Source organism: Micromonospora psammae (assembly GCF_036902725.1).
Classification (GTDB): Bacteria; Actinomycetota; Actinomycetes; order Mycobacteriales; family Micromonosporaceae; genus Micromonospora.
The window spans coordinates 82,051-103,121 of the sequence record NZ_JBAKHM010000021.1 but is presented as its reverse complement, the minus strand read 5'-3'; the positions used below and the strand labels follow the sequence as shown (position 1 = coordinate 103,121).

Genomic DNA, 21,071 nt, shown 5'->3' with positions numbered 1-21,071 from the left:
CGCCGGTCACCGGGGCCAGGCGGCCAGTCGCCGCCGCAGCTCGGCGACCTGCGCGGCGTCCAGCCCGTACCGGGCGAAGCGTCGGTCCGGTATCCGGTCCAGGTAGCGTCCGGCCTCCCGGACGTCGTCGGCGTCGAGCGCCGGGTCGACCTGCCGGGCCAGATCGAGCAGTTCGGAGACCGGGTAGTGGTCCAGCGCCGCCGACACGTCGATGTAGTCACGGACCTCGCGCCGGTTGACCAGCGCGGCGATCTTGTTGGCGACCAGATCCCGGACGTCCATCACCGGTCCCAGGTCCATCACCACCGGTGACCGGTACCGGTCGAGGCGGGCCAGGCTGAGCCGGATCCGCCGGGATCCGCGGGTGACCACGAAGTCCTTCATGTCCCGGTCGAAACCCTCGAACAGGTCACCGAGATCGCTGTCCGGGTCCGCGTCGGCGACGGTGAACCCGGCGCGCTCCAGCGCCGCGCGTACCTCGGTGGCGGCCGCCGCGGCGGCGCCCTCCACGTCGGCGAAGAGGTCGACGTCCTCGGTGGGGCGGGTGACCAGGCCGTGCGCCGCCCAGGCGATCCCGCCACCCAGCACGAAACGGTGCGGTCCGGCGGCGGAGAGCGCCACCCGGGCGACCTCGCGGTAGAAGTCGTGCAGGTGCGGCAGGTTCACGCCGCGCGCAGACCGCGGTGCCGGCTCTCCCACGCCTGCCGTACGCCCCGGGGCAGGTTCAACCGCCGCCACACCCGACGCAGGGTGCGCCCGTTGATCAGGTGGCGCAGGTCCTCGGCGCGGGTCGTCTCACGCAGCACGTTCTCGTACATCCAGAGCAGCTGGTCCGGGTCGGCCAGGTCGAACGTACGGTCGGCGTTCCACATCAGCCGCACCGGCAGCTCCACCACGCCCCGGGTGGGGCCGGCCAGCTCCGCCAGGGTGCGCGCCACCACGGCGGGGCGACCCGGACGGGCCAGGTCGGGCGCGGTGGGGACGACGGCCTGCATGCTGTCAGGGTAACCCCGAACCGGTCCGGTACCGCTCACCGCTTCCCACTCGCGATACGTGCGCCGTCCCGGGCGGGTCCGGTGGTCGGGTGTTGCCGTGGCGCCGGCAGAGCGGCCCGTGCGCCCGCTGGGGTGTTTCAGGCCGGCTGTCCGTTTCCAGCGTGTCGGCTTGCCGGGGGCGCGTCCGGCCTGTCCGCTGGCGGTGGGTGCGTCCCGTGACCGGCGGCATTCTCAAGCTGGAATCGTGGCGGGGCCGGGGTCGTTACATCTCCTGTACGACGGCAGCAGCGGTGACTTGCGCTGCCGCCCGATGGCCCACCCCCCGGCGGAATGACGGCAGGCGGTCGGTCGTTACATCCCCTGGACGATTACACGAGCAGGCCCGCCCCTCTTGGCGGAATGACGGCAGGCCGGTGGTCGTTACGTCCCCCGGCCCGGTCTCACGGGCGAGAGCCGCCGTCGCTTTCGGCGGAATGATGGCCGGCCGGTAGTCGTTACAAACAGTTCCGGCGACGCGAGCCCCCCGGCTTGCTGGCCCGCCGGTCGAAGACTTTCTTTTCCTCTGAATGAGCGCCTGATCGTGGTGCTTGCGCGTGTCCCGACCCCCGTTGGGACGCGTCGCCAACCCCCGAATGGAGCTTCTCTGATGAACTCGATGATTCTGCGTAAGGGCATGCTGAGCATCGCTGGTCTGGCGTTTGCCGGTGGCATCTTCGCCGGCCCGATGGCCGAGGCGCACGCCGCCCCGACGGTGGAGGCGAAGGCCGTCGCCGTGGTGCAGGCCGACAAGGCCGACAAGGGCAGCAAGCTGATCCCGCACGGTGTGCAGGGCAAGCAGTCGCGCATCGACCTGAACGCCGAGCAGACCGCCAACGTCAAGGCGATCATCGCCGCCACCAAGAAGGCCGACATGGACGAGCGCGCCGCCGTGGTGGCGATCGCGACCGCGCTGCAGGAGTCGAAGCTGGAGAACCTGGGTCACCTGGGTGCGCGCAACGACCACGACTCGCAGGGCCTGTTCCAGCAGCGCCCGAGCTCGGGTTGGGGCACGGTGGAGCAGATCACCGACCCGGAGTACGCGACCCTGGCGTTCCTGAAGGGTCTGAAGCAGGTCGACGGGTGGCAGGACATGCCGCTGACCGAGGCCGCCCAGACCGTGCAGGTCTCGGCCTACCCCTTCCACTACGCACAGTGGGAGCAGCAGGCCGCCGACCTCGTCGCCAAGCACTGGAACAACTGACAACCGACCGCTGGCCGGCACCCCCAGTCTGGGGTGCCGGCCAGCGGCGTCTGACTCGGCGGATCGTGAACAGTTGTTGTCGCTGGGACGACAACAACTGTCCCCAAATCCCAACCCCCGCCCTGATGATCATGAAGTTGTCGCCGGGTTCGGAGATCCACAATGCCGATAACTTCATGGGCGTCGCGAGCTTGTGCGAGGTCGGGGCCGAGAACGGGCATCGGGGGCAGACGCGAGGGCGGCCACCGGGGTCGGGACCGGGGTCCCAGGTGCTAGCCGAGGCCGTTGTAGGCCGGCTCCTCCCGGCACAGCTTCCGGATGCCCCAGCCGGAGAACATGTCCGGGGTGCAGCAGTTGGCGCGCCACCCGCTCGGCCGGGTTAAGAGGGCGTGCACCAGGGGCGGGCGTCGGGTGCGAGCGAGGGTGGCGGTGGTCACTCCGGGGGGTGGAACACCGGGTGGGGGTAGCCTGTTGAGTCAGGTGTCGGTGTGTCCAGTGTCCCCGGGCCTCACCTAAATTGCCTTCGCGGAATACCGTTCGGCTGGAGCCGCGTCGTGCCACTCGCCGAGAGGCGACCTGCACACCGACACCCCGGGCGCCGCCCCCGACCCGACAGGGTCGGGGGCGGCGCTGTCTGCGCCGGTACCCGCCACCGTCGAAAAGATCGTCTGCTGGGCTCGCCGCGCCCGCCGCGTTGACCTATCTTCAGGAGGTCGGCTTCCGCGACGTCGGGGAGGGGGTGCGGGGGGATGGGTCTGCGCACCTTCATCGAGGGTTGGCCGGTCTACCGTCAGCTCACCGGCACCGACCCGCTGGGCCGGGGCGCCGCGGCGCAGTCCGCCCGTTCGGCGAGCCTGGCCCCCCGCACGGAAGCCGCCGACAGCGTCGCCCGCTCGGTCTGCCCGTACTGCGCGGTCGGTTGCGGCCAGCGGGTCTTCGTGAAGGACGGTCAGGTCACCCAGATCGAGGGGGATCCGGACAGCCCGATCTCCCGGGGCCGGCTCTGCCCCAAGGGCTCGGCCAGCAAGAGCCTGGTCACCAGCCCGCTGCGGCAGACCACGGTCCGTTACCGCCGCCCGTACGGCACGGAGTGGGAGGACCTGGACCTCGACGTCGCGCTCGACATGATCGCCGACCGGATCCTCGCCGCCCGCGCCGAGACCTGGGAGGACGTCGACAGCGAGGGCCGGCCGCTGAACCGGACGCTGGGCATCTCCAGCCTCGGTGGGGCGACGCTGGACAACGAGGAGAACTACCTCATCAAGAAGCTGTTCACGGCGATGGGGGCGCTCCAGATCGAGAACCAGGCCCGGATTTGACACTCCGCCACCGTCCCCGGTCTGGGGGCCAGCTTCGGTCGCGGTGGCGCGACGGACTTCCAGCAGGACCTCGCCAACGCTGACGTCATCGTCATCCAGGGCTCGAACATGGCCGAGGCCCACCCGGTGGGTTTCCAGTGGGTGATGGAGGCCAAGCGCCGTGGCGCCAAGGTCTTCCACGTCGATCCCCGGTTCACCCGGACCAGCGCCGTGGCCGACACGTACCTGCCGATCCGCGCCGGCTCGGACATCGCGCTGCTCGGCGGAGTGGTGCGCTACATCCTGGAGAACGAGCTCGACTTCCGGGAATACGTGCTGGCGTACACGAACGCCGCGACGATCATCAGCGAGCAGTTCGTCGACACCGAGGACGGCGACGGCTTCTTCTCCGGCTTCGACCCGGAGACCGGCAGCTACGTGCAGGACACCTGGCAGTACAAGGGCCACGAGCGCGACTCCGGCAGCGGTCACACCGCGAAGGAGCGCGACAGTGCGGCCGGCCTGCGGCACGAGTCGCACGGCGCCCAGGTGCACGGCGAGACCCAGCGGGACGAGACGTTGCAACACCCCCGCTGCGTCTACCAGATCCTGCGGCGGCACTTCGCCCGCTACACCCCGGAGATGGTGGAGCGGGTCTGCGGCATCCCGCAGGAGAAGTTCCTGGAGCTGGCCCGGGCCTGGACGGAGAACTCCGGCCGGGAGCGCACCGGCTGCCTGATCTACTCGGTGGGCTGGACCCAGCACAGCGTGGGCGTGCAGTACATCCGCACCGGGGCGATCATCCAGCTGCTGCTGGGCAACCTGGGCCGCCCCGGCGGCGGGGTGCTGGCGCTGCGCGGGCACGCCAGCATCCAGGGCTCGACCGACATCCCGACCCTGTACAACCTGCTGCCCGGCTACCTGCCGATGCCGCACCACGCCGACCACCCGACCTTCGACGAGTGGGTGGACAGCATCCGGCATCCGGGCCAGAAGGGGTTCTGGGGCAACGCGCGGTCCTTCGCGGCGAGTCTGCTGAAGGCGTACTGGGGTGACAGCGCGACGCCGGAGAACGACTTCTGCTACGGCTACCTGCCCCGGATGACCGGCGACCACGGCACCTATCAGCAGGTGCTGAACATGATCGACGGCAAGATCAAGGGCTACTTCCTGCTGGGGCAGAACCCGGCGGTCGGCTCCGCGCACGGCCGGGCCCAGCGTCTCGGCATGGCCAACCTCGACTGGCTGGTGGTCCGCGACCTGTTCATGATCGAGAGCGCCACGTTCTGGAAGAACGGCCCCGAGGTCGCCACCGGCGAGATCGTGCCGCAGGAGTGCCGGACGGAGGTGTTCTTCCTGCCCGCCGCGTCGCACGTGGAGAAGGAGGGCACCTTCACCCAGACCCAGCGGCTGCTGCAGTGGCGGGAGAAGGCCACCGAGCCGCCGGGCGACGCCCGCTCCGAGCTGTGGTTCTTCTACCACCTGGGCCGCCGGCTGCGGGAGAAGCTGGCCGACTCCGACCTGCCCCGCGACCGGGCGCTGCTCGACCTGGCCTGGGAATACCCGACGCACGGTCCGCACGCCGAGCCGAGCGCCGAGGCGGTGCTGCGCGAGATCAACGGGTACGACGTGGCGACGGGCCGCCCGCTCGCCGCGTTCACCGAGGCCCGCGACGACGGTTCCACCGCCGTCGGCTGCTGGATCTACACCGGGGTGTACGCCGACGGCGTCAACCAGGCGGCCCGCCGCAAGAGCCGGCACGAGCAGGACTGGGTGGCCGCCGAGTGGGGTTGGGCGTGGCCGGCCAACCGCCGGATGCTCTACAACCGCGCCTCCGCCGACCCGGAGGGCCGCCCGTGGAGCGAGCGCAAGCGCTACGTCTGGTGGGACCCGCAGCGGGGCGAGTGGACCGGCTACGACGTGCCGGACTTCGAGCGGTCCAAGCCGCCGTCGTACCGGCCGCCGGCCGGGGCGTCCGGTCCGGAGGGGATCGCCGGTGACGACGCCTTCGTCATGCAGCCCGACGGCAAGGGCTGGCTGTACGCGCCCAGCGGCGTGCTCGACGGCCCGTTGCCGACGCACTACGAGCCGGCCGAGTCGCCGATGCGCAACCCGCTCTACGGGCAGCAGGCCAACCCGACCCGCAAGATCTACGACCACCCGGTGAACTCGGTGAACCCGAGCCCGCCGCAGCCGCACAGTCAGGTCTTCCCGTACGTGTTCACGGTCAGCCGGCTCACCGAGCACCACACCGCCGGTGCGATGAGCCGGATGGTGCGACCGCTGGCCGAGCTGCAACCGGAGATGTTCGTCGAGGTGTCGCCGGAGCTCGCCGCCGAGGCGGGCCTGACCCACCTGGGCTGGGCGCACGTGGTCAGCGGGCGGGCGGTGATCGAGGCGAAGGTGCTGGTCACCGACCGGCTCACCCCGTTGCGGGTGGACGGCCGGGTGATCCACCAGCTGTGGCTGCCGTACCACTTCGGTTTCGAGGGGATCGTGACCGGCGACTCGGCCAACGACCTGTTCGGCATCACCCTGGATCCGAACGTGCTGATCCAGGAGAGCAAGATCGGCACCTGCGACGTACGCCCCGGGCGCCGGCCGACCGGGCCGGCCCTGCGGGACCTGGTCGCCGACTACCAGCGGCGGGCCGGCATCGTCCCGGGTCACCCGCCGCCGACGGTGACGACCAGGCTCCGCCACCCGGCGGGGCCGACCGGGGAGGGGGCCGACGATGCCTGACGCCAACAGCCTGTACGGCCCGCTGGACCCCGCACCGGACGCCGGCTGGGTCGCCGCCGGTCCCCGGATGGGCTTCTTCACCGACACCAGCGTCTGCATCGGCTGCAAGGCGTGCGAGGTGGCCTGCAAGGAGTGGAACGGCGTCCCGGCGTCCGGCTTCGACCTGCTGGGCATGTCGTTCGACAACACCGGCGCGCTGACGGCGAACTCGTGGCGGCACGTCGCCTTCATCGAGCAGCCCCGCCCCGCCGGCGGGCGCACCCCGCCGTTCGCCGGCGCCCCGACGGGCGGTTCGGCCAGCGCCGCGTCGGCGGCGGTGGCCGCCGGCACCGGCACCCCGACCGGCACCGATCCGGGCGTGCCGCCGGGCGCGCCCGCGACGGCCGCCCGGATGGCCACCGGCGCCCCGCCCGGCACCGGTGGAGCGGTCGCCAACGGCACCGACGCCGCCGCTCCCGCGAACGGTGCGCGGTTCCTCGGCATGCCCGGGTCGCAGCCGCCCGGCCGCGGCACCGGCGCCGAGGAGCGCACCGACTTCCGCTGGCTGATGATGTCCGACGTCTGCAAGCACTGCACCCACGCCGCCTGCCTGGACGTCTGCCCCACCGGTTCGCTGTTCCGCACCGAGTTCGGCACGGTCGTGGTGCAGGAGGACATCTGCAACGGCTGCGGCTACTGCATCTCCGCCTGCCCGTACGGCGTGATCGACCAGCGCAAGGGCGACGGCCGGGCGTGGAAGTGCACCCTGTGCTACGACCGGCTCGGCGCGGGCATGACGCCGGCCTGCGCGCAGGCCTGCCCGACCGAGTCGATCCAGTTCGGCCCCCTCGACGAGCTGCGGGAGCGGGCCGCGCGGCGGGTCGCCACCCTGCACGGGCGGGGCGTGCCGGAGGCCCGGCTCTACGGCGACGACCCGACCGACGGGGTCGGTGGCGACGGGGCGTTCTTCCTGCTCCTGGACGAGCCGGAGGTCTACGGCCTGCCACCGGACCCGGTGGTCACCACCCGGGACCTGCCCAGGATGTGGAAGCGGGCCGGCCTGGCTGCGCTGGCCATGGCGGCGGCCACCGTCGCCGCGTTCGTCGGAGGTTCCTCGTGAGTCCGGACCGCGCCCCGGTGGGTGCCCTGTTCCGTCGCTTCCGGCAGCGCCTGGCGGCGGAGGGCCCGGACCGGTTCGGCGGACCGGGCCGCCCGTCGGCGCCGTACGGCCCGAAGACCGACGGCAGCCACCCGGCGGCGGCGCGCGGTGACTCCGTCGCGGCGGAGGTCGGGCTCGCTCCCCGGCCACCGCGGGACGCCGACCCGGTGACCCGGGGACGCGGGAGGCGCCGCGGGCGCGGCGGCGAGGAGCTGACCGTCCCGGAGGCCGAGTTCACCTCGTACTACGGCCGGCCGATCCTCAAGCCGCCGGTGTGGCGCTGGGACATCGCCGCGTACCTGTTCACCGGCGGGCTGGCCGCCGGCTCGTCGCTGCTCGCCGCGGGCGGTCAGCTGACCGGCCGGCCGGCGCTGCGCCGGGCCGGCCGGGTCACCGCGCTGGGCGCGGTCACCGCCAGCGCGTACTTCCTGATCCACGACCTGGGGCGGCCGGCCCGGTTCCACCACATGCTGCGGGTGGCCAAGCCGACGTCGCCGATGTCGGTGGGCACCTGGATCCTCACCGCCTTCGGGCCGGCCGCGGGCGTCGCCGCGATCGCCGAGGCGGCACCCTGGCTGCCCGAGCGGGGGGTGTCCGGGCTGGCCCGCCGGGTGCTGCCGCCGGTCGGGCACGCCGCCGGGCTGGCCGCCGCCGCGACCGCGCCGGCGCTGGCCACGTACACCGGGGTGCTGCTCGCCGGGACGGCGGTGCCGTCCTGGCACGAGGCGTACCCGGAACTGCCGGTCATCTTCGCCGGCAGCGCGCTGGCCAGCGGCGCCGGCGTGGGCCTGATCGCGGCGCCCTGCGCGCAGGCCGGTCCGGCCCGGCGGATGGCGGTGGCCGGCGCGGCCCTGGAGCTGTTCGGCTCGCACTCGGTGGAGACCAGGATGGGCCTGCTCAGCGAGCCCTACCGGATCGGCACCGCCGGGCGGCTGCTGCGCGCCGGGCGGGCGCTCACCGCCGTGGGGGTGGTCGGGGCCCTGGTCGGCCGCCGCAGCCGCGCGCTCTCCGCGCTCTCCGGCGGGTTGCTGCTCGCCGCCTCGGTGGCGACCCGGTTCGGCATCTTCCACGGCGGGGTCGCCTCGGCGAAGGATCCGAAGTACACGGTGGTGCCGCAGCGTGAACGGCTGCGCCGCCGGGAGGCCGGCGAGGGCTGACGACCTCGCCGCGTGGCCCGCCTGGCGCTGTGGTTGACTCCTGGGCGGAGGCGTTCAGGCGGCTGGTGCCCCTCCCGGTCTTCAAAACCGGTGTGGTCCGGGATCCGGGCCAGGCGGGTTCGATTCCCGTCCGTCTCCGCCACACCGCTCGGGAGATGACACACATGGGCGACGGGCCGGCCGACCCGCGGCGGCGGGTGCCGCGCACCGACACCCTGCTGGCCGACCCGCGACTCGCCGCGGCCGTGGCCACCCTCGGCCGCGACCGGGTGAAGGCCGTCGTCGGCCGCGCCCAGGAGCGCGCCCGCCGCGGCGAGATCACCCCCGAGCAGGTACGCGACGCGGCGCTCGCGGCGCTGCCCGCCCCGGTGCCCCGCGCCGTGCTCAACGCCACCGGCGTCGTGCTGCACACCAACCTGGGCCGGGCCCCGCTCTCGGCGGCCGCCGTCGACGCGGTGACCGCCGCGGCCGGGCACACCGACGTGGAGCTGGACCTGCGTACCGGCCGGCGGGCCCGGCGCGGGCGCGACGCCCTCGACGCGCTCGCCGCCGCCGTCCCGGACGCGCCGGCCGTGCACGTGGTCAACAACGGCGCGGCGGCGCTGGTGCTCGCCGCCACCGCCCTGGCCGCCGGCGCGGAGATCGTGGTCAGCCGGGGCGAGCTGGTCGAGATCGGCGACGGGTTCCGCCTGCCCGACCTGCTGGAGAGCACCGGCGCCCGGCTGCGCGAGGTCGGCACCACCAACCGCACCACCCTCGACGACTACGCCGCGGCGCTGGGGCCGCGCACCGGCTTCGTGCTCAAGGTCCACCCGTCGAACTTCCTCGTCACCGGCTTCACCTCCGCCGTGGGCGTCGGCGAGCTGGCCACCCTCGGCGTGCCGGTGGTCGCCGACATCGGCTCCGGGCTGCTCGCCCCCGACCCGCTGCTGCCCGACGAGCCGGACGCGGCGAGCACCCTGCGCGCCGGCGCCGCGCTGGTCACCGCCAGCGGCGACAAGTTGCTCGGCGGCCCGCAGGCCGGGCTGCTCCTCGGCGCCGCCGACGTGGTCGAGCGGCTGCGCCGGCACCCGCTGGCCCGGGCGCTGCGGGTGGACAAGCTCACCCTCGCCGCCCTCGCGGCGACCCTGCACGCCCCGGACAACCCGACCCGGGCGGCCCTGCGCGCCGACCCGGCCGCGCTGCGCGAGCGGACCGAACGGCTGCGCGACGCCCTCGGCGTTGCCGGGTGCGAGGCCGAGGTGGTGCCCAGCGCCGCCGTGGTCGGCGGTGGTGGGGCGCCCGGCGTCGAGCTGGACTCGTGGGCGCTGAGCCTGCCCGAGGCGTACGCCGCGCCGCTGCGCCTGGGTGAGCCGCCGGTGCTCGGCCGGGTGCTCCGCGGCCGGCTCCTGCTGGACCTGCGCTGCGTGCCGGCCGCCGCCGACGACGTCCTGCGCGCCGCGGTGCTGCGGGTGGCCGGCTGAGATGTACGTCGTCGCCACCGCCGGGCACGTCGACCATGGCAAGTCCACCCTGGTCCGGGCGCTGACCGGGATGGAACCCGACCGGTGGGCCGAGGAGCGCCGCCGGGGCATGACCATCGACCTCGGCTTCGCCTGGACCACGCTGCCCGCCGGCGGCACCGTCGCCTTCGTCGACGTGCCCGGCCATGAACGGTTCGTGCCGAACATGCTCGCCGGGGTCGGCCCCGTTCCCGCCGCGCTGCTGGTGGTCGCCGCCGACGAGGGCTGGATGCCGCAGTCCGCGGAGCACCTGGCCGCGCTGCACGCGCTCGGGGTGTCGTACGGGCTGCTGGTGGTGACCCGCGCGGACCTGGCCGATCCGGGGCCGGCGCTGGCCCAGGCCCGGGCGGAGATCGCCGCGACCTCGCTGGGCGACGTGCCGGCGGTGGCGGTCAGCGCGGTCACCGGCGTGGGCCTGCCCGAGCTGCGGTCCGCCCTGGACCGGCTGGTCGCCCGGCTGCCGACACCGGACGTCGAGGCCCCGGTGCGGCTGTGGGTGGACCGGTCCTTCACGATCCGGGGCAGCGGCACCGTGGTCACCGGCACCCTCGGCGCCGGCCGGCTGCGCGTCGGCGACCAGCTCGAACTCGCCGGCGGCGGCGACCCGGTCCGGGTCCGGGGCCTGCACCGCCTGGGCGCCGCCCAGGACCGGGTGGACGCGGTGGCCCGGGTGGCGGTCAACCTGCGCGGCGTGGCCCGGGACCGGCTGGCCCGCGGCGACGCGTTGCTCACGCCCGGCCGGTTCGGCCGGACCGAGCTGCTGGACGTGCGGCTGGCCGGCGACCCGGCCGGTGACCTGCCGGCCACCCTCACCCTGCACGTCGGCTCGGCGGCCGTCGCGGCCCGGGTCCGCCCGCTCGGCCCGGACACCCTCCGGCTGCGGCTGGCCCGCCCGCTGCCGCTGCTCGTCGGTGACCGGGCGCTGCTGCGCGACCCCGGCCGGCACCACGTCAGCGGCGGGGTCACCGTGCTCGACGTCGCCCCGCCCCCGCTGCGCCGCCGGGGCGCCGCGGCGGCCCGGGCGACCGTGCTGGCCGGCTTGGACGGGCGCCCCGACCTCGCCGGGGAGCTGCGGCGCCGGGCGCTGGTCCGCGCCGGTGACCTCGCCCGGATGGGGGTGCCGGTCACCGCCACCCCGGTCGCCGGTGACTGGCTGGCCGACCCGGAGCACTGGCGGCGGCTCGCCGCCCGGCTGGTCGAGGAGACCACCCGGTACGCCCGGGAGCACCCCCTCGAACCGGGCGCGCCGGTGGACGCGCTGCGCCATCGCCTCGACCTGCCCGACCGCGCGCTGGTCGAGGCCCTGGTCCGGCCGCCGCTGACGCTGCGCGCCGGCCGGGTCGCCGTGGCCGGCGCCGGGGCGCTGCCCGAGCCGGTGGCCCGCGCCGTGGGGCGGGTCCGCGCCGAGTACGCCGACCACCCGTTCCGCGCCCCCGAGGCCGGCCGGCTCGCCACCCTCGGCCTGGGCCCCCGCGAGATCGGCGCCGCGGTACGCGCCGGCGCGCTGCTGCGGCTGGCGGAGAACGTGGTGCTGCTGCCCGGCGCGGTCGACGACGCGGTGCGGGTGCTGGCCGCCCTGCCGCAGCCGTTCACCCTCAGCGCCGCCCGGCAGGCCCTGGACACCACCCGCCGGGTCGCGGTGCCGCTGCTGGAGCTGCTGGACCGGCGCGGGGCGACCCGGCGGCTGCCCGACGACGCCCGCGAGGTGGTCGCTCCGCCCGGCTGAGGCGGGCCTCATCCGCTGATACCGGTTCCGGGACACGGCGCCGTCGCTACGGTGACGGGATGGACCCTTCGGCGGTCTGGCGGGACAAGGGCCACCGCTGGCGGATCGAGGCGTACCGGGCGCCGGACCTGCGCTTCGCCATCTTCGCCACCAACGGCACCACCGAGTCCGCGCCGCTCTGGCTGTTCGGCATGACGGCGCTGGCCCGCTGGCTGATGACCCACGCCATCTCCCTGGACGACCTGGAAAGCGACTGAGGGGGTGTGATGGCCGGTCAGCTGGCCCTGGTGGCCGTACTGGTGCTGGTCAACGCCGCCCTCTCCGGCAGCGAGATGGCGCTGGTGACCCTCCGCGAGGGGCAGCTGCGGCGACTGGGCCGCTCCGGTCGGGCCGGCGACCGGGTGGCCCGCCTGGTCCGGGAACCGAACCGCTACCTGGCCACCATCCAGCTCGGCATCACCCTGGCCGGGTTCCTCGCCTCGGCGGCGGCGGCCGTGTCGCTGGCCGAGCCGCTGGTCGGGCCGCTGGGCTTCCTCGGCCGGGCGGCGCAACCGGTGGCGGTGGTCGCGGTGACCGTGGTGCTCACCTTCGTCACCCTGGTCGTCGGGGAGCTCGCCCCGAAACGGCTGGCGATGCAGTGGGCGGAACGCTGGGCGCTGCTCAGCGCCGCGCCGCTGGACGTCGCGGCCCGGCTGTCCCGGCCGGCGGTCTGGCTGCTCAGCCGCGCCACCGACCTGCTGGTCCGGCTCGCGGGCGGGGACCCGGGGGCCCGTCGGCAGGAGATGACCGAGGACGAGCTGCGGGAGATGCTGGTCAGCCAGCGGGGCCTGTCGGCGCAGCAGCGGGAGATCCTGTCCGGGGCGTTCGACATCGCCGGCCGTACCCTGCGGGAGGTCCTGGTCGCCCGGCGCGACATGACGGTGCTGCCGGCCACCATGCCCGCCGCCGACGCGGTGCGGCGGCTGGCCGGCGCCGCCCGGTCCCGCGCGCCGGTGATCGGGCCGGGTGGGCTGGACGACGTCTGCGGGGTGGTGCACATCCGCGACCTGGTCGACGCCGGTGACGCCTCGGTGGGGGAGCTGGCCCGGCCACCGCTGCTGCTGCCCGCCACCCTGCCGGTCGCCGACGCCATCCGCCAGCTGCGGCAGCGCCACGAACAGCTCGCCCTGGTGGTCGACGAGCACGGCGGCATCGACGGGTTGATCACCATGGAGGATCTGCTGGAGGAGGTCGTCGGGGAGCTGTACGACGAGACCGACCGGGACGTGCGCGGGGTGGTCCGGGAACCCGACGGGGCGCTGCTGCTGTCGGGCGACTTCCCGCTGCACGACCTGCCCGACGTCGGGGTGCGGCTGACCTTCCCGCTGTCGCGGGAGTACACCACGGTCGCCGGGCTGGTCCTGGCCGGCCTGGGCCGGCTGCCCACCGGGGCGGGGGAAACCGTCCGGCTGCCCGACCTGACCATCGAGGTGGTGGAGGTCGCCGACCGGGCGGTCCGCCGGGTCCGGCTGAGCGGTCCCGCGGCCGGCTGCTGACCGGGTACCCCGGACGGGGGAAGCGGTGCGGAAACGCCGGTGCCCGGCGTTGTGCCGCCGTACCGTCCGAAACGTGAGGGACCAAGGGATTCGCAAGTTCCTGGCGGTGCTCGCCGGGCTCGCGGTGATCTATTTCGGCGTCACCGGCAGCGCCGACCAGGACGGCGGTGGCGGCATCTCCGGCGGGCTGGTGCTGCTCGCCCTGCTGGCCGCGCTGCTGGTGTGGCACCTGACCAAGCCGGGCGACAAGCCGGCCAAGTGAGGGTTCAGCGGGCCCCGGCGCCGCGGTTGACCTCCCCGGCGGACTCCTCGCCCAGGGCCACCCGAACCAGCGCCGAGGCCAGCCGTCCGAAGTCCGCCTCGCCGACGAGACCGGCCAGGCCACTCGGGTTCGCCGGCAGACCGAGCCGCCGGGCCCCGGCCAGAGTCCGCCGGTCGGCGTACGGGCGCACGTCCGGCCAGACCGTCTGCGCCTCGCGCAGGAAGATGTCCGCGCCGGTCGGCCCGATCCCGGGGAACTCGGTCAGCAGCCGACGCAGCGCGGTGGACTCCCCGCCCGCCTCCCGGTGCAGCCGCCGCAGGTCACCGTGCCAGCGGTCCAGGCAGAGCCGTGCGCCGGTGCCGAGCATGGTGGCGGTCCGCTCGTCGTAGCGGCGGTAGTGGCCGCGACCGAGGGCGTCGACCCGGTCCTGCCAGCTCGCCGCCTCCATCGCCTGCGGCGTACGGCAGCCGGCGGCGAAGAGCTCCCGCGCGGCGGCCACCGCCACCTGCGCCCTGATCCGGGTGCTCAGCAGGGTGGCGAGCACCAGCAGCTGGTAGAGCGGACCCGGCCGGTCGGTCAGCCGGATGCCCGCCTCCTCGGCGTAGGTGCGTCCCTGCCGGTCCAGCAGCACCCGGGCCACCTGTCGTTCGTCCCCCATGACCGGGCAGTACCCGTCCTGTGACGGATCAGCCGGGCGGCCGGTGGTCGAATGCGCTCCACGGCGGCGGGTAAGCCATCGCAGGACCGGCGACCGCCGCGTCCGACCAGACCCGGGAGGAGACCGCCGTGGTGCAGCCGCAGCAGGAGGAGTTCCGCCGCAACGACAAGGGCGCGACGAGCCAGGACAGCAAGGGGCCCAAGCCGGCCGGCCACCCGCTCAACAAGAGCCACTCGACCGGTGACCGGGGACGGCCTGTCCCGAAGGGACAGGCCTCACCGTACGGACCTGGCGGGTCGACCGCCGATGACGACAGCGTGCAGGGCTAACGTCCCCGCCCGGAGGGCGGCCGCAGCCGGTTCCAGGTGGCTGCGGCCGCCACGCCGTAGGCCAGGTGCGGCACGATGTCCGACAGCCAGTCGGTGCGGGTCCAGGTGCGCGGGTCACTCACCCCGAGCGCGGTGATCGCCACGTCGGACATCGCCATCGCCCCGCCCCCGAGCAGCCCGGTCGCCGCGGTCAGGGGCATCCGCCGCTTGACCAGCATCGCGAACGCCACCCCGGCCGCGACGCCGGTGGCGTAGCCGAGCAGGGCTCCGAGGCCCTCGTGGCGGTTGACCGCCCGCTCCTCGGGTCCCAGGTCCAGCCGGGCCAGCTCGGCCATCCGGCGGGCGCTCGCAGCGGGGGCGCTGCTCGGCGGTCGGGCACGGACCAGGATGTCCAGATAGCCGACGACGTTCAGCGCGGTGGTGCCCACCGCGCCGGCGATCGCCCCGTCGACGAGGGCCGACGACCTCACTTCGGGTCACCGGGTTCGCGCTCGCCCTTGGGGCCGTACGTCCGTTCGCCCCGGGCCACGCCCCGCTGTCCGCGATCTTCCTGGAGGATCCGGTTGGCGACCTGGTTCGCCTCCTGGTCGGCCGCGCGTCCGGACTGCTCGATCAGGTCGCGCAGCCGCGCGCGGGCCTTGTCGTAGGCGTTGCTTCCCGGCCGTGGTCCTGACATTGCCGCCTCCTCGGTCGCTGTCGCCGCGTGCCGTACCCGCGCCGTCTACCCGTTCGGCAACGGACCAACCGCGCTCACCCGGGGGCCCGCACCACGGCGACCGGGCTGGCGCTGTGGTGCAGCACCGCGTGGCTCACCGAGCCGAGCAGGAGCCCGGTCAGCGGTCCGTGCCCCCGCCCCCCGACGACCACCAGCAGGGCGTCGCGGGACGCCTCGGTGAGCGCGGCCGCCGGTCGTTTCCGGACCGCCCGGTGGGTGATCGGCACGTCGGGGTAGCGGTCCGCCACGCCGGCGAGCGACTCGGTGAGCACCTGGTCCTCCTCGCCGCGCAGCGCCGACTCGTCGTACACCAGCGGCTGCATGTCCCCCGGTCCGCTGGAGGCCGGATGCCGGTAGGCGTGCAGGGCGTGCAGGGCCGCGCCGCGCAGGCTGGCCTGTTCGGCGGCGAACTCGACCGTCGCGCGGGAGGCCGGCGAGCCGTCCACCCCGACCACGACCGGCCCGCCGGCGTGTTCCTCGCCGCGGGCCACCAGCACCGGACAGTCGGCGTACGTGGTGACCTGGACGGCGACCGAGCCGACGACCAGCGAGGCGAAGCCGCCCAGTCCGCGGTCGCCGAGCACGATCAGGGCGGCGGCGGGGGACTCGCCCAGCAGCACCGCGGCCGCCTCCCCGTCGATGATCTCGCCGGTGACCGGTACGCCGGGCGCCGCCGCCTCGGCCGCCGCCACCGCGTCGGCCACCACCTGCTCGGCCTGGTGGCGCAGCCCGCCGCCGGGTGGCGCACCCTCGGGCGGTTCGACCGGCACCCGCAGCAGCGGCCAGATGAACGCGTGCACCACCCGCAGCGGCCGGTGCCGCCGGCGGGCCTCCGCGGCCGCGAGCCGGACGGCGCGCAGCGCCCGTTCCGAGCCGTCCACGCCCACCACCACGGCCGCGCTGTTCGCCGAGTTCACGTCGCCGCACCTCCTACCCGCGGCCAGTATCGCGGCCGTGGCACTGTCGCCGGGGCGATACCGCGAGCCCGGTCGCCGTCGTTACGCTGTCGGCCACCCGAGGGAAGGAGCGCCGTCGATGGCCGAGCCGGAGCAGCCGAGCACCGCCCGCATGATCGACTTCTGGTTGGGCGGTACGCACCACTATCCGGTGGACGTGGCGGCGGCCCGGGCGTTCGAGGGGGCGTACGGGCCGTGTGCGGCGATCTTCCAGGACCTGCGGGCCTTCCTGGGCCGGGCGGTGGCCGCCATGGCCGGGGCCGGGGTGGACGGTTTCCTGGTCTTCGGCGCGGGGCTGCCGACCCGGGGGAACGTGCACGAGGTGGCCACCTCCGCCACGGTGCTCTACACCGACGTCGATCCGGTGACCGTCCGGCTCGGGCAGCAGATCCTGGCCGGCAGCGACCGCGCCGGCTACGGGTACGGCGACGCCACCGACATCGGCACGGTGGACCCGGCCCAGCTGCACCGGTTCGTGCCGGGGTGGGGCCGCAGGCCGGTCGGGGTGGTCTTCCTCGGGCTCGCCGCCTTCCTCGACGACGACACGCTGGCGCGTACCCTGGACGAGCTCTACGAGGCGGCCGCACCCGGCACTTTCCTCGCGGTCGACTTCGACAGCGAGGAGCTGGCGGCGTACCCGGAGGCGCTGGCCATGATGGGACCGCAGTTCCGGATGCGCGCCCCGGCGGCGTTCGCGCCACTGCTGGGCCGCTGGGCGCCGACGGCCGACGGCATCGTCCCGGTGTCCCGGTGGCGCCCGGTGGGGGAGCCGGCGGCCGTGCCGGACGCCTTCCACGGCGGGCTCGCCACCAAGCCGGCCGGCTGACCGGTCGATGCCCCGCCCTCCGTATGATTCTTGCTCTACAGCAAGAATTTCTCGGAGGACGAAGATGCCGGACGCCCCCGGAGCAGTGTCGCGCGCTCTCCGCGAGGCCCCGCCCGACCAGCTGGTGGAGGCCGTCGACCGGTACCTCCGGTCGACGCTCGGCGCCTCCCGCGTCGAGGTCCTGCTCGCCGACTACCGGATCGCCGGGCTGCTGCCGGTGCTCGACCCGGAGCTGCCCGACGCCGGGTTCCTGGCCTGCCAGGGGGTGGCCCAGCGCTGTTTCAGCAGTCAGCAGCCGGTGCTGGACGGCCGGGACGACGGGCACTGCCGGGTCTGGACGCCGGTGACCGCCTGGGGTGAGCGGCTCGGCGTGCTGCTGGTCGAGTTCCCGCACGCCAGCGACGCGGGCCTCGTGCGGCGGCTCGGTGACATCGCCGGTGACCTGGCCACGGCGCTGCGCGCCGCCGACCGGGAGACCGACCGCTACCGGCGCGCCCGGCGGCGGGAGCGGCTCACCATGGCCGCCGAGATGCAGTGGGACCTGCTGCCCGGGCGTAGCGTCACGCACGAGTCGTTCCTGCTGGCCGGGCAGCTCGAACCGGCGTACACCGTCGGCGGCGACCACTTCGACTGGTCCGTCGACGCCGGACGGCTCACCGTCACCGTGCTCAACGGCACCGGCACCGGCCTGGCCGCCGCGCTGCTGACCGCGCTGACGGTCAACGCGATGCGCAACGCCCGCCGTTCCGGCGGCAGCCTGGTGGAGCAGGCCGAACTCGCCTCGGACACCATCTACTACCAGCACCGCGGACGCCGGCACGTGGCCACGCTGCTGCTCTCGGTGGACACCGCCACCGGACGGGTCCGGGCCGTGGACGCCGGCTCCCCGCACGTGCTGCGGCTGCGTGGCGGCACGGTCACCCCGATCACCCTGGAGCAGCAGCTGCCGCTGGGCATGTTCGCCGAGACCCGGTACGACGTGCAGGAGTTCGACCTGGAGCCGGGGGACCGGCTCTTCGTGGTCAGCGACGGGGTGTACGCGGCCTGCCCCGGCGGCCACGAGACGTACGGGGAGCGGGCGATGACGCGGTCGATGCGGTCCACGCGGTTGCAGCCGGCCACCGAGGCGGTTGGTACGGTGATGCGCGAGTTGTTCGCCTATCATGCGGAGACCGACCTTCGCGACGACGCCGTCGTCGTCTGTCTGGACTGGCGCGGGACCGGCGGTGGTGACGGGTGGCGCGAACGGTAACCGGGCCGACGGCCACGGAACAGCGGGACAATCGCAGGGGACAGCGGGTGGAGCGACCTCCGAATCTTGCCGCGGCGATCGACGCTGCCGCCGAGGCGCTCCTGGCTGTGCTCGACCCGGCCGCTTCCCGGCACCAGGTGACGGTCCCGCCGACGCAGTTGCGGGTGCTGGCCCTGATCAGCGACCGGCCGGAGACCAACGTCAACCGCCTGGCCGAGCTGCTCGACGTCGTGCCGTCCTCGGCCAGCCGGCTCTGCGACCGGCTGGAGGCCACCGGGCTGCTGCGCCGGGTGGCTGATCCCCGCGACCGCCGGGAGGTCCGACTGATTCCCACGCCGGCGGCGCTGACGCTGCTGCAGGAGCTGAAGGACCGGCGGCACCGGGCGGTGCAGACGGTGCTGGACCGGATGACGCCGCGGGCCCAGCACGAGCTGCTGCTGGCGCTGCTGGCGTTCGGCCAGGCCGCCGAGGCCGACGCCGCGCCGGCATCCCAGGCCGACGCCCCGGCCCGCACGGCCTGACCACCAACGTGAGCAGGGACGCCGCATTCAGCTAGTGTCCTAGGATGCCTTACGGGTGGTGACGCACCACACACGGCACACCGGTCGGCGACGCCGACGCGGGGTTCGGGGGAGCAGACGTGAGCCCGATATAGTGGCTGCGCAACGCACCGGTCCACGACCACGACGCTCGGGGACCGCGTCAGGGGGAGGTCCCAGCCCGGGATCACCGAGGCGCCGGCGACGGCCGGCCCGGGAAACGCGCACGTCCCGCCGGGTGCCCGACAGGCACCCGGATCGTGCTGCGGAGGGAGGATCGGTGGCGCGTCGGCCGGCTCGGGCAGAGCATCCGCACCGCTCGGACGGCGAGACCGACGCCGCCGACCGGGTACTGACCCTGCCCAATCTGATCAGCTTCGTCCGGCTGCTCGGCGTACCGCTGTTCCTCTGGCTCTTCCTGGTGGTCGAGGCGGACGTGGCGGCGGTCGTGGTGCTGGCCATCGGCGGGACCACCGACTGGGTGGACGGCTGGATCGCCCGCCGCCTCGGTCAGGTCAGCCGCCTCGGCGAGCTGCTCGACCCGCTCGCCGACCGGCTCTACATTCTGGCCACGCTCCTGGCGTTCACCGTGCGCGAGGTGGTGCCGTGGCAGTTCACCGCCGCGCTGCTGGCCCGCGAGCTGCTGCTGATCGGCTCGCTGGCGGTGCTGCGACGGTACGGATACGGCCCGCCGCCGGTGCACTACGTGGGCAAGACCGCCACGTTTCTGCTGCTCGCCGCGTTCCCGATCCTGCTGCTCGCCTCCGCGTCGGTGCCGGTGGCGACCGCCGCCGGCGCGATCGGCTGGGGGCTGGCCTGGTGGGGGCTGGTCCTGTACTGGGTGGCCGGCGCGATGTACGTGGTCCAGGCCGGGCGGCTGGTCCGGGCCGTCCGCGCCGACTCCCGGGGAGCGGCGGCGTGAGCGCGCCGGAGCCGGGCCAGCGTCCGGGCCGGGTGTACGCCCCGGACTTCCTCACCGAGCTGTTCCGCAATCCGCTCGACCCCGGGTACGCCGACGCGGCGGCCCGGCGGGAGCGGTCGCCGGCCCCGCAGGGGTGGCGCGGGACGTCGGCGAGGGCGGTGGCCGTGGTGGTGCTCGCCGCGGTCGGATTCCTGTTCGCGGTGGCGTACCGGGAGACGGTGGCCGACGAGCCGAGCCGCAGCCAGGCGCGGGCCGGGCTGGTGGCGCAGATCCAGCAGCGGGAGGCGGAGACCGACCAGCTCAGTGTCCGCGCCGACCGGTTGCGCGAGGAGGTCGGCCGGCAGCGGGACGCGGCGTTGAGCGGTTCGCAGGCGGCCCGGCTGCGCAACCTGGAGGCGGGGACCGGTCTGGGCCGGGTGCGCGGGGACGGCGTGGTGGTGCGGCTGACCGACGCGGCGCCCAAGGACGAGGACGCGGTGACCGGTGACTCGGAGGTCGGCCCGGACAAGGTCCTCTACTCCGACCTGCAGAAGGTCGCCAACGACCTGTGGGCGTCGGGGGCGGAGGCGGTGGCGATCAACGGGCAGCGGTTGACGGCGACGTCGACGATCCGCTCGGCGGGAGCGGCGATCCTGGTGGACTTCCGTCCGGTGACGAGCCCGTACGAGGTGACGGCGATCGGGCCGGGTCCGATGCGCGACCGGTTCGAGGAGAGCCGGTCGGCGTACCTGATGCGCCGGGTGGCGAAGATCGCCGGCCTGTCGTTCCAGGTGCGGGACGCGGAGGACCTCACGCTGCCGGCGGCGACGGAGCCGCGGCTACGCTACGCGGAGCCTTCGGTCAGTCCGAGCCCGTCGCCGTCCGGGTCGGGTGCCGACCGTTCGTCCAGTCCCGGGCCGACCGGTTCGGGTACGTCCTCTCGCCCCTCCGGAGGTGTCCGATGATCGCGGTGCTGGCGCTGCTCGCCGGTGTGGTTCTCGGGATCTACCTGGACCCGACCGTGCCGGCCGCGTTGCAGCCGTACCTGCCGATCGCGGTGGTGGCGGCGCTCGACGCGGTGTTCGGTGGGGTGCGGGCGAAGCTGGACCGGATCTTCGACGACAAGCAGTTCGTGGTGTCGTTCATCTCGAACGTGCTGGTGGCGGGTCTGATCGTGTACCTGGGTGACCAGCTGGGGGTGGGCGGTCAGCTCTCCACCGGTGTGGTGGTCGTGCTGGGGGTGCGGATTTTCGGCAACGTGGCGGCGATCCGTCGTCACCTGTTCCGGGCGTAGGTTTGT

Annotated in this window: 23 protein-coding genes and 1 tRNA gene; 17 read left to right on the top strand and 7 right to left on the bottom strand. The window is 74.5% G+C overall.

What is annotated here, in order from left to right:
• Positions 1–6 precede the first annotated feature (6 nt).
• A complete protein-coding gene (locus V6U79_RS22920) occupies positions 7–666 on the bottom strand; it encodes a nucleotidyl transferase AbiEii/AbiGii toxin family protein (protein ID WP_334615772.1) in 660 nt (219 codons plus the stop codon).
• On the bottom strand, positions 663–995 hold the full coding sequence (locus tag V6U79_RS22915) for a hypothetical protein (protein ID WP_334615771.1): 333 nt from the start codon (positions 993–995) through the stop codon (positions 663–665). Before V6U79_RS22915 ends, V6U79_RS22920 begins: the two co-directional genes overlap by 4 nt.
• Positions 996–1,641: 646 nt before the next feature.
• Between V6U79_RS22915 and V6U79_RS22910 the strand changes: the two genes are divergently transcribed.
• Positions 1,642–2,235 carry a hypothetical protein gene (locus V6U79_RS22910; protein ID WP_334615770.1) on the top strand — a complete coding sequence of 198 codons (594 nt, stop codon included), beginning with the start codon at positions 1,642–1,644 and terminating at the stop codon, positions 2,233–2,235.
• A 272-nt stretch (positions 2,236–2,507) separates the two neighbouring features.
• Here V6U79_RS22910 and V6U79_RS22905 read toward each other — a convergent pair whose 3' ends face one another.
• Positions 2,508–2,672 carry a hypothetical protein gene (locus V6U79_RS22905; protein WP_334615769.1) on the bottom strand — a complete coding sequence of 55 codons (165 nt, stop codon included), beginning with the start codon at positions 2,670–2,672 and terminating at the stop codon, positions 2,508–2,510.
• 312 nt (positions 2,673–2,984) lie between these two features.
• Here V6U79_RS22905 and fdh point away from each other — a divergent pair, with 312 nt between their 5' ends.
• The 9 genes from fdh to V6U79_RS22860 all read left to right on the top strand — a co-directional run bounded on the left by fdh (position 2,985) and on the right by V6U79_RS22860 (position 13,595).
• On the top strand, positions 2,985–6,275 hold the full coding sequence (gene fdh / locus V6U79_RS22900) for a formate dehydrogenase (RefSeq protein WP_334615768.1): 3,291 nt from the start codon (positions 2,985–2,987) through the stop codon (positions 6,273–6,275).
• Positions 6,268–7,374, top strand: a complete 1,107-nt coding sequence (locus V6U79_RS22895; RefSeq protein ID WP_334615767.1) for a 4Fe-4S dicluster domain-containing protein — start codon at positions 6,268–6,270, stop codon at positions 7,372–7,374. The genes fdh and V6U79_RS22895 overlap by 8 nt, the downstream gene beginning before the upstream one ends.
• 206 nt (positions 7,375–7,580) lie before the next feature.
• Entirely contained in the window at positions 7,581–8,570 is a 990-nt protein-coding gene (nrfD, locus tag V6U79_RS22890) for an NrfD/PsrC family molybdoenzyme membrane anchor subunit (RefSeq protein WP_442933811.1), read from the top strand.
• Between the two features lie 46 nt (positions 8,571–8,616).
• Positions 8,617–8,712, top strand: a tRNA-Sec gene (locus V6U79_RS22885).
• Between the two features lie 22 nt (positions 8,713–8,734).
• A complete protein-coding gene (selA, locus tag V6U79_RS22880; RefSeq protein WP_334615764.1) occupies positions 8,735–10,033 on the top strand; it encodes an L-seryl-tRNA(Sec) selenium transferase in 1,299 nt (432 codons plus the stop codon).
• Position 10,034: 1 nt separating this feature from the next.
• Positions 10,035–11,798 carry a selenocysteine-specific translation elongation factor gene (selB, locus tag V6U79_RS22875; protein WP_334532603.1) on the top strand — a complete coding sequence of 588 codons (1,764 nt, stop codon included), beginning with the start codon at positions 10,035–10,037 and terminating at the stop codon, positions 11,796–11,798.
• Between the two features lie 59 nt (positions 11,799–11,857).
• On the top strand, positions 11,858–12,055 hold the full coding sequence (locus V6U79_RS22870; RefSeq protein ID WP_334532600.1) for a hypothetical protein: 198 nt from the start codon (positions 11,858–11,860) through the stop codon (positions 12,053–12,055).
• A 9-nt stretch (positions 12,056–12,064) separates the two neighbouring features.
• Positions 12,065–13,333: a hemolysin family protein gene (locus V6U79_RS22865; RefSeq protein ID WP_334615762.1), complete on the top strand. Its 1,269-nt coding sequence runs from the start codon at positions 12,065–12,067 to the stop codon at positions 13,331–13,333.
• Between the two features lie 73 nt (positions 13,334–13,406).
• Positions 13,407–13,595 (top strand): hypothetical protein, encoded by a 189-nt coding sequence (locus V6U79_RS22860; protein WP_334532613.1) that lies wholly within the window; start codon positions 13,407–13,409, stop codon positions 13,593–13,595.
• Positions 13,596–13,599: 4 nt separating this feature from the next.
• Here the strand turns inward: V6U79_RS22860 and V6U79_RS22855 are convergent, their stop codons facing one another.
• On the bottom strand, positions 13,600–14,253 hold the full coding sequence (locus V6U79_RS22855; protein WP_334532594.1) for a hypothetical protein: 654 nt from the start codon (positions 14,251–14,253) through the stop codon (positions 13,600–13,602).
• Positions 14,254–14,381: 128 nt separating this feature from the next.
• On the opposite strand from V6U79_RS22855, the gene V6U79_RS22850 reads away from it, so the two are divergent.
• Complete coding sequence (locus V6U79_RS22850; protein WP_334532591.1) at positions 14,382–14,582, top strand: hypothetical protein; 201 nt, start codon at positions 14,382–14,384, stop codon at positions 14,580–14,582.
• On the opposite strand, the gene V6U79_RS22845 is transcribed toward V6U79_RS22850, so the two are convergent.
• The 3 genes from V6U79_RS22845 to V6U79_RS22835 all read right to left on the bottom strand — a co-directional run bounded on the left by V6U79_RS22845 (position 14,579) and on the right by V6U79_RS22835 (position 16,214).
• Positions 14,579–15,052, bottom strand: coding sequence for a hypothetical protein (locus V6U79_RS22845; protein ID WP_334532588.1), 474 nt, complete (start codon positions 15,050–15,052; stop codon positions 14,579–14,581). The genes V6U79_RS22850 and V6U79_RS22845 overlap by 4 nt on opposite strands.
• Positions 15,049–15,258: a phosphatidylethanolamine-binding protein gene (locus tag V6U79_RS22840; protein ID WP_334532585.1), complete on the bottom strand. Its 210-nt coding sequence runs from the start codon at positions 15,256–15,258 to the stop codon at positions 15,049–15,051. Before V6U79_RS22840 ends, V6U79_RS22845 begins: the two co-directional genes overlap by 4 nt.
• 74 nt (positions 15,259–15,332) lie before the next feature.
• Positions 15,333–16,214, bottom strand: a complete 882-nt coding sequence (locus V6U79_RS22835) for a universal stress protein (protein ID WP_334615761.1) — start codon at positions 16,212–16,214, stop codon at positions 15,333–15,335.
• Between the two features lie 118 nt (positions 16,215–16,332).
• On the opposite strand from V6U79_RS22835, the gene V6U79_RS22830 reads away from it, so the two are divergent.
• From V6U79_RS22830 to V6U79_RS22805, 6 genes are all read left to right on the top strand, one after another.
• Positions 16,333–17,079 carry an SAM-dependent methyltransferase gene (locus tag V6U79_RS22830; RefSeq protein ID WP_334615759.1) on the top strand — a complete coding sequence of 249 codons (747 nt, stop codon included), beginning with the start codon at positions 16,333–16,335 and terminating at the stop codon, positions 17,077–17,079.
• A 64-nt stretch (positions 17,080–17,143) separates the two neighbouring features.
• Positions 17,144–18,331, top strand: a complete 1,188-nt coding sequence (locus V6U79_RS22825) for a PP2C family protein-serine/threonine phosphatase (protein ID WP_334615758.1) — start codon at positions 17,144–17,146, stop codon at positions 18,329–18,331.
• Positions 18,332–18,378: 47 nt separating this feature from the next.
• Positions 18,379–18,852 carry a MarR family transcriptional regulator gene (locus tag V6U79_RS22820; RefSeq protein WP_334615757.1) on the top strand — a complete coding sequence of 158 codons (474 nt, stop codon included), beginning with the start codon at positions 18,379–18,381 and terminating at the stop codon, positions 18,850–18,852.
• Positions 18,853–19,150: 298 nt separating this feature from the next.
• Positions 19,151–19,792 carry a cardiolipin synthase ClsA gene (clsA, locus tag V6U79_RS22815; RefSeq protein ID WP_334615756.1) on the top strand — a complete coding sequence of 214 codons (642 nt, stop codon included), beginning with the start codon at positions 19,151–19,153 and terminating at the stop codon, positions 19,790–19,792.
• The gene (locus tag V6U79_RS22810) at positions 19,789–20,736 is read left to right on the top strand and encodes a DUF881 domain-containing protein (RefSeq protein ID WP_334615755.1); all 948 of its coding nucleotides are present in this window, start codon (positions 19,789–19,791) and stop codon (positions 20,734–20,736) included. Before clsA ends, V6U79_RS22810 begins: the two co-directional genes overlap by 4 nt.
• Positions 20,733–21,065, top strand: a complete 333-nt coding sequence (locus tag V6U79_RS22805) for a small basic family protein (RefSeq protein ID WP_067311500.1) — start codon at positions 20,733–20,735, stop codon at positions 21,063–21,065. The genes V6U79_RS22810 and V6U79_RS22805 overlap by 4 nt, the downstream gene beginning before the upstream one ends.
• Positions 21,066–21,071: the final 6 nt, after the last annotated feature.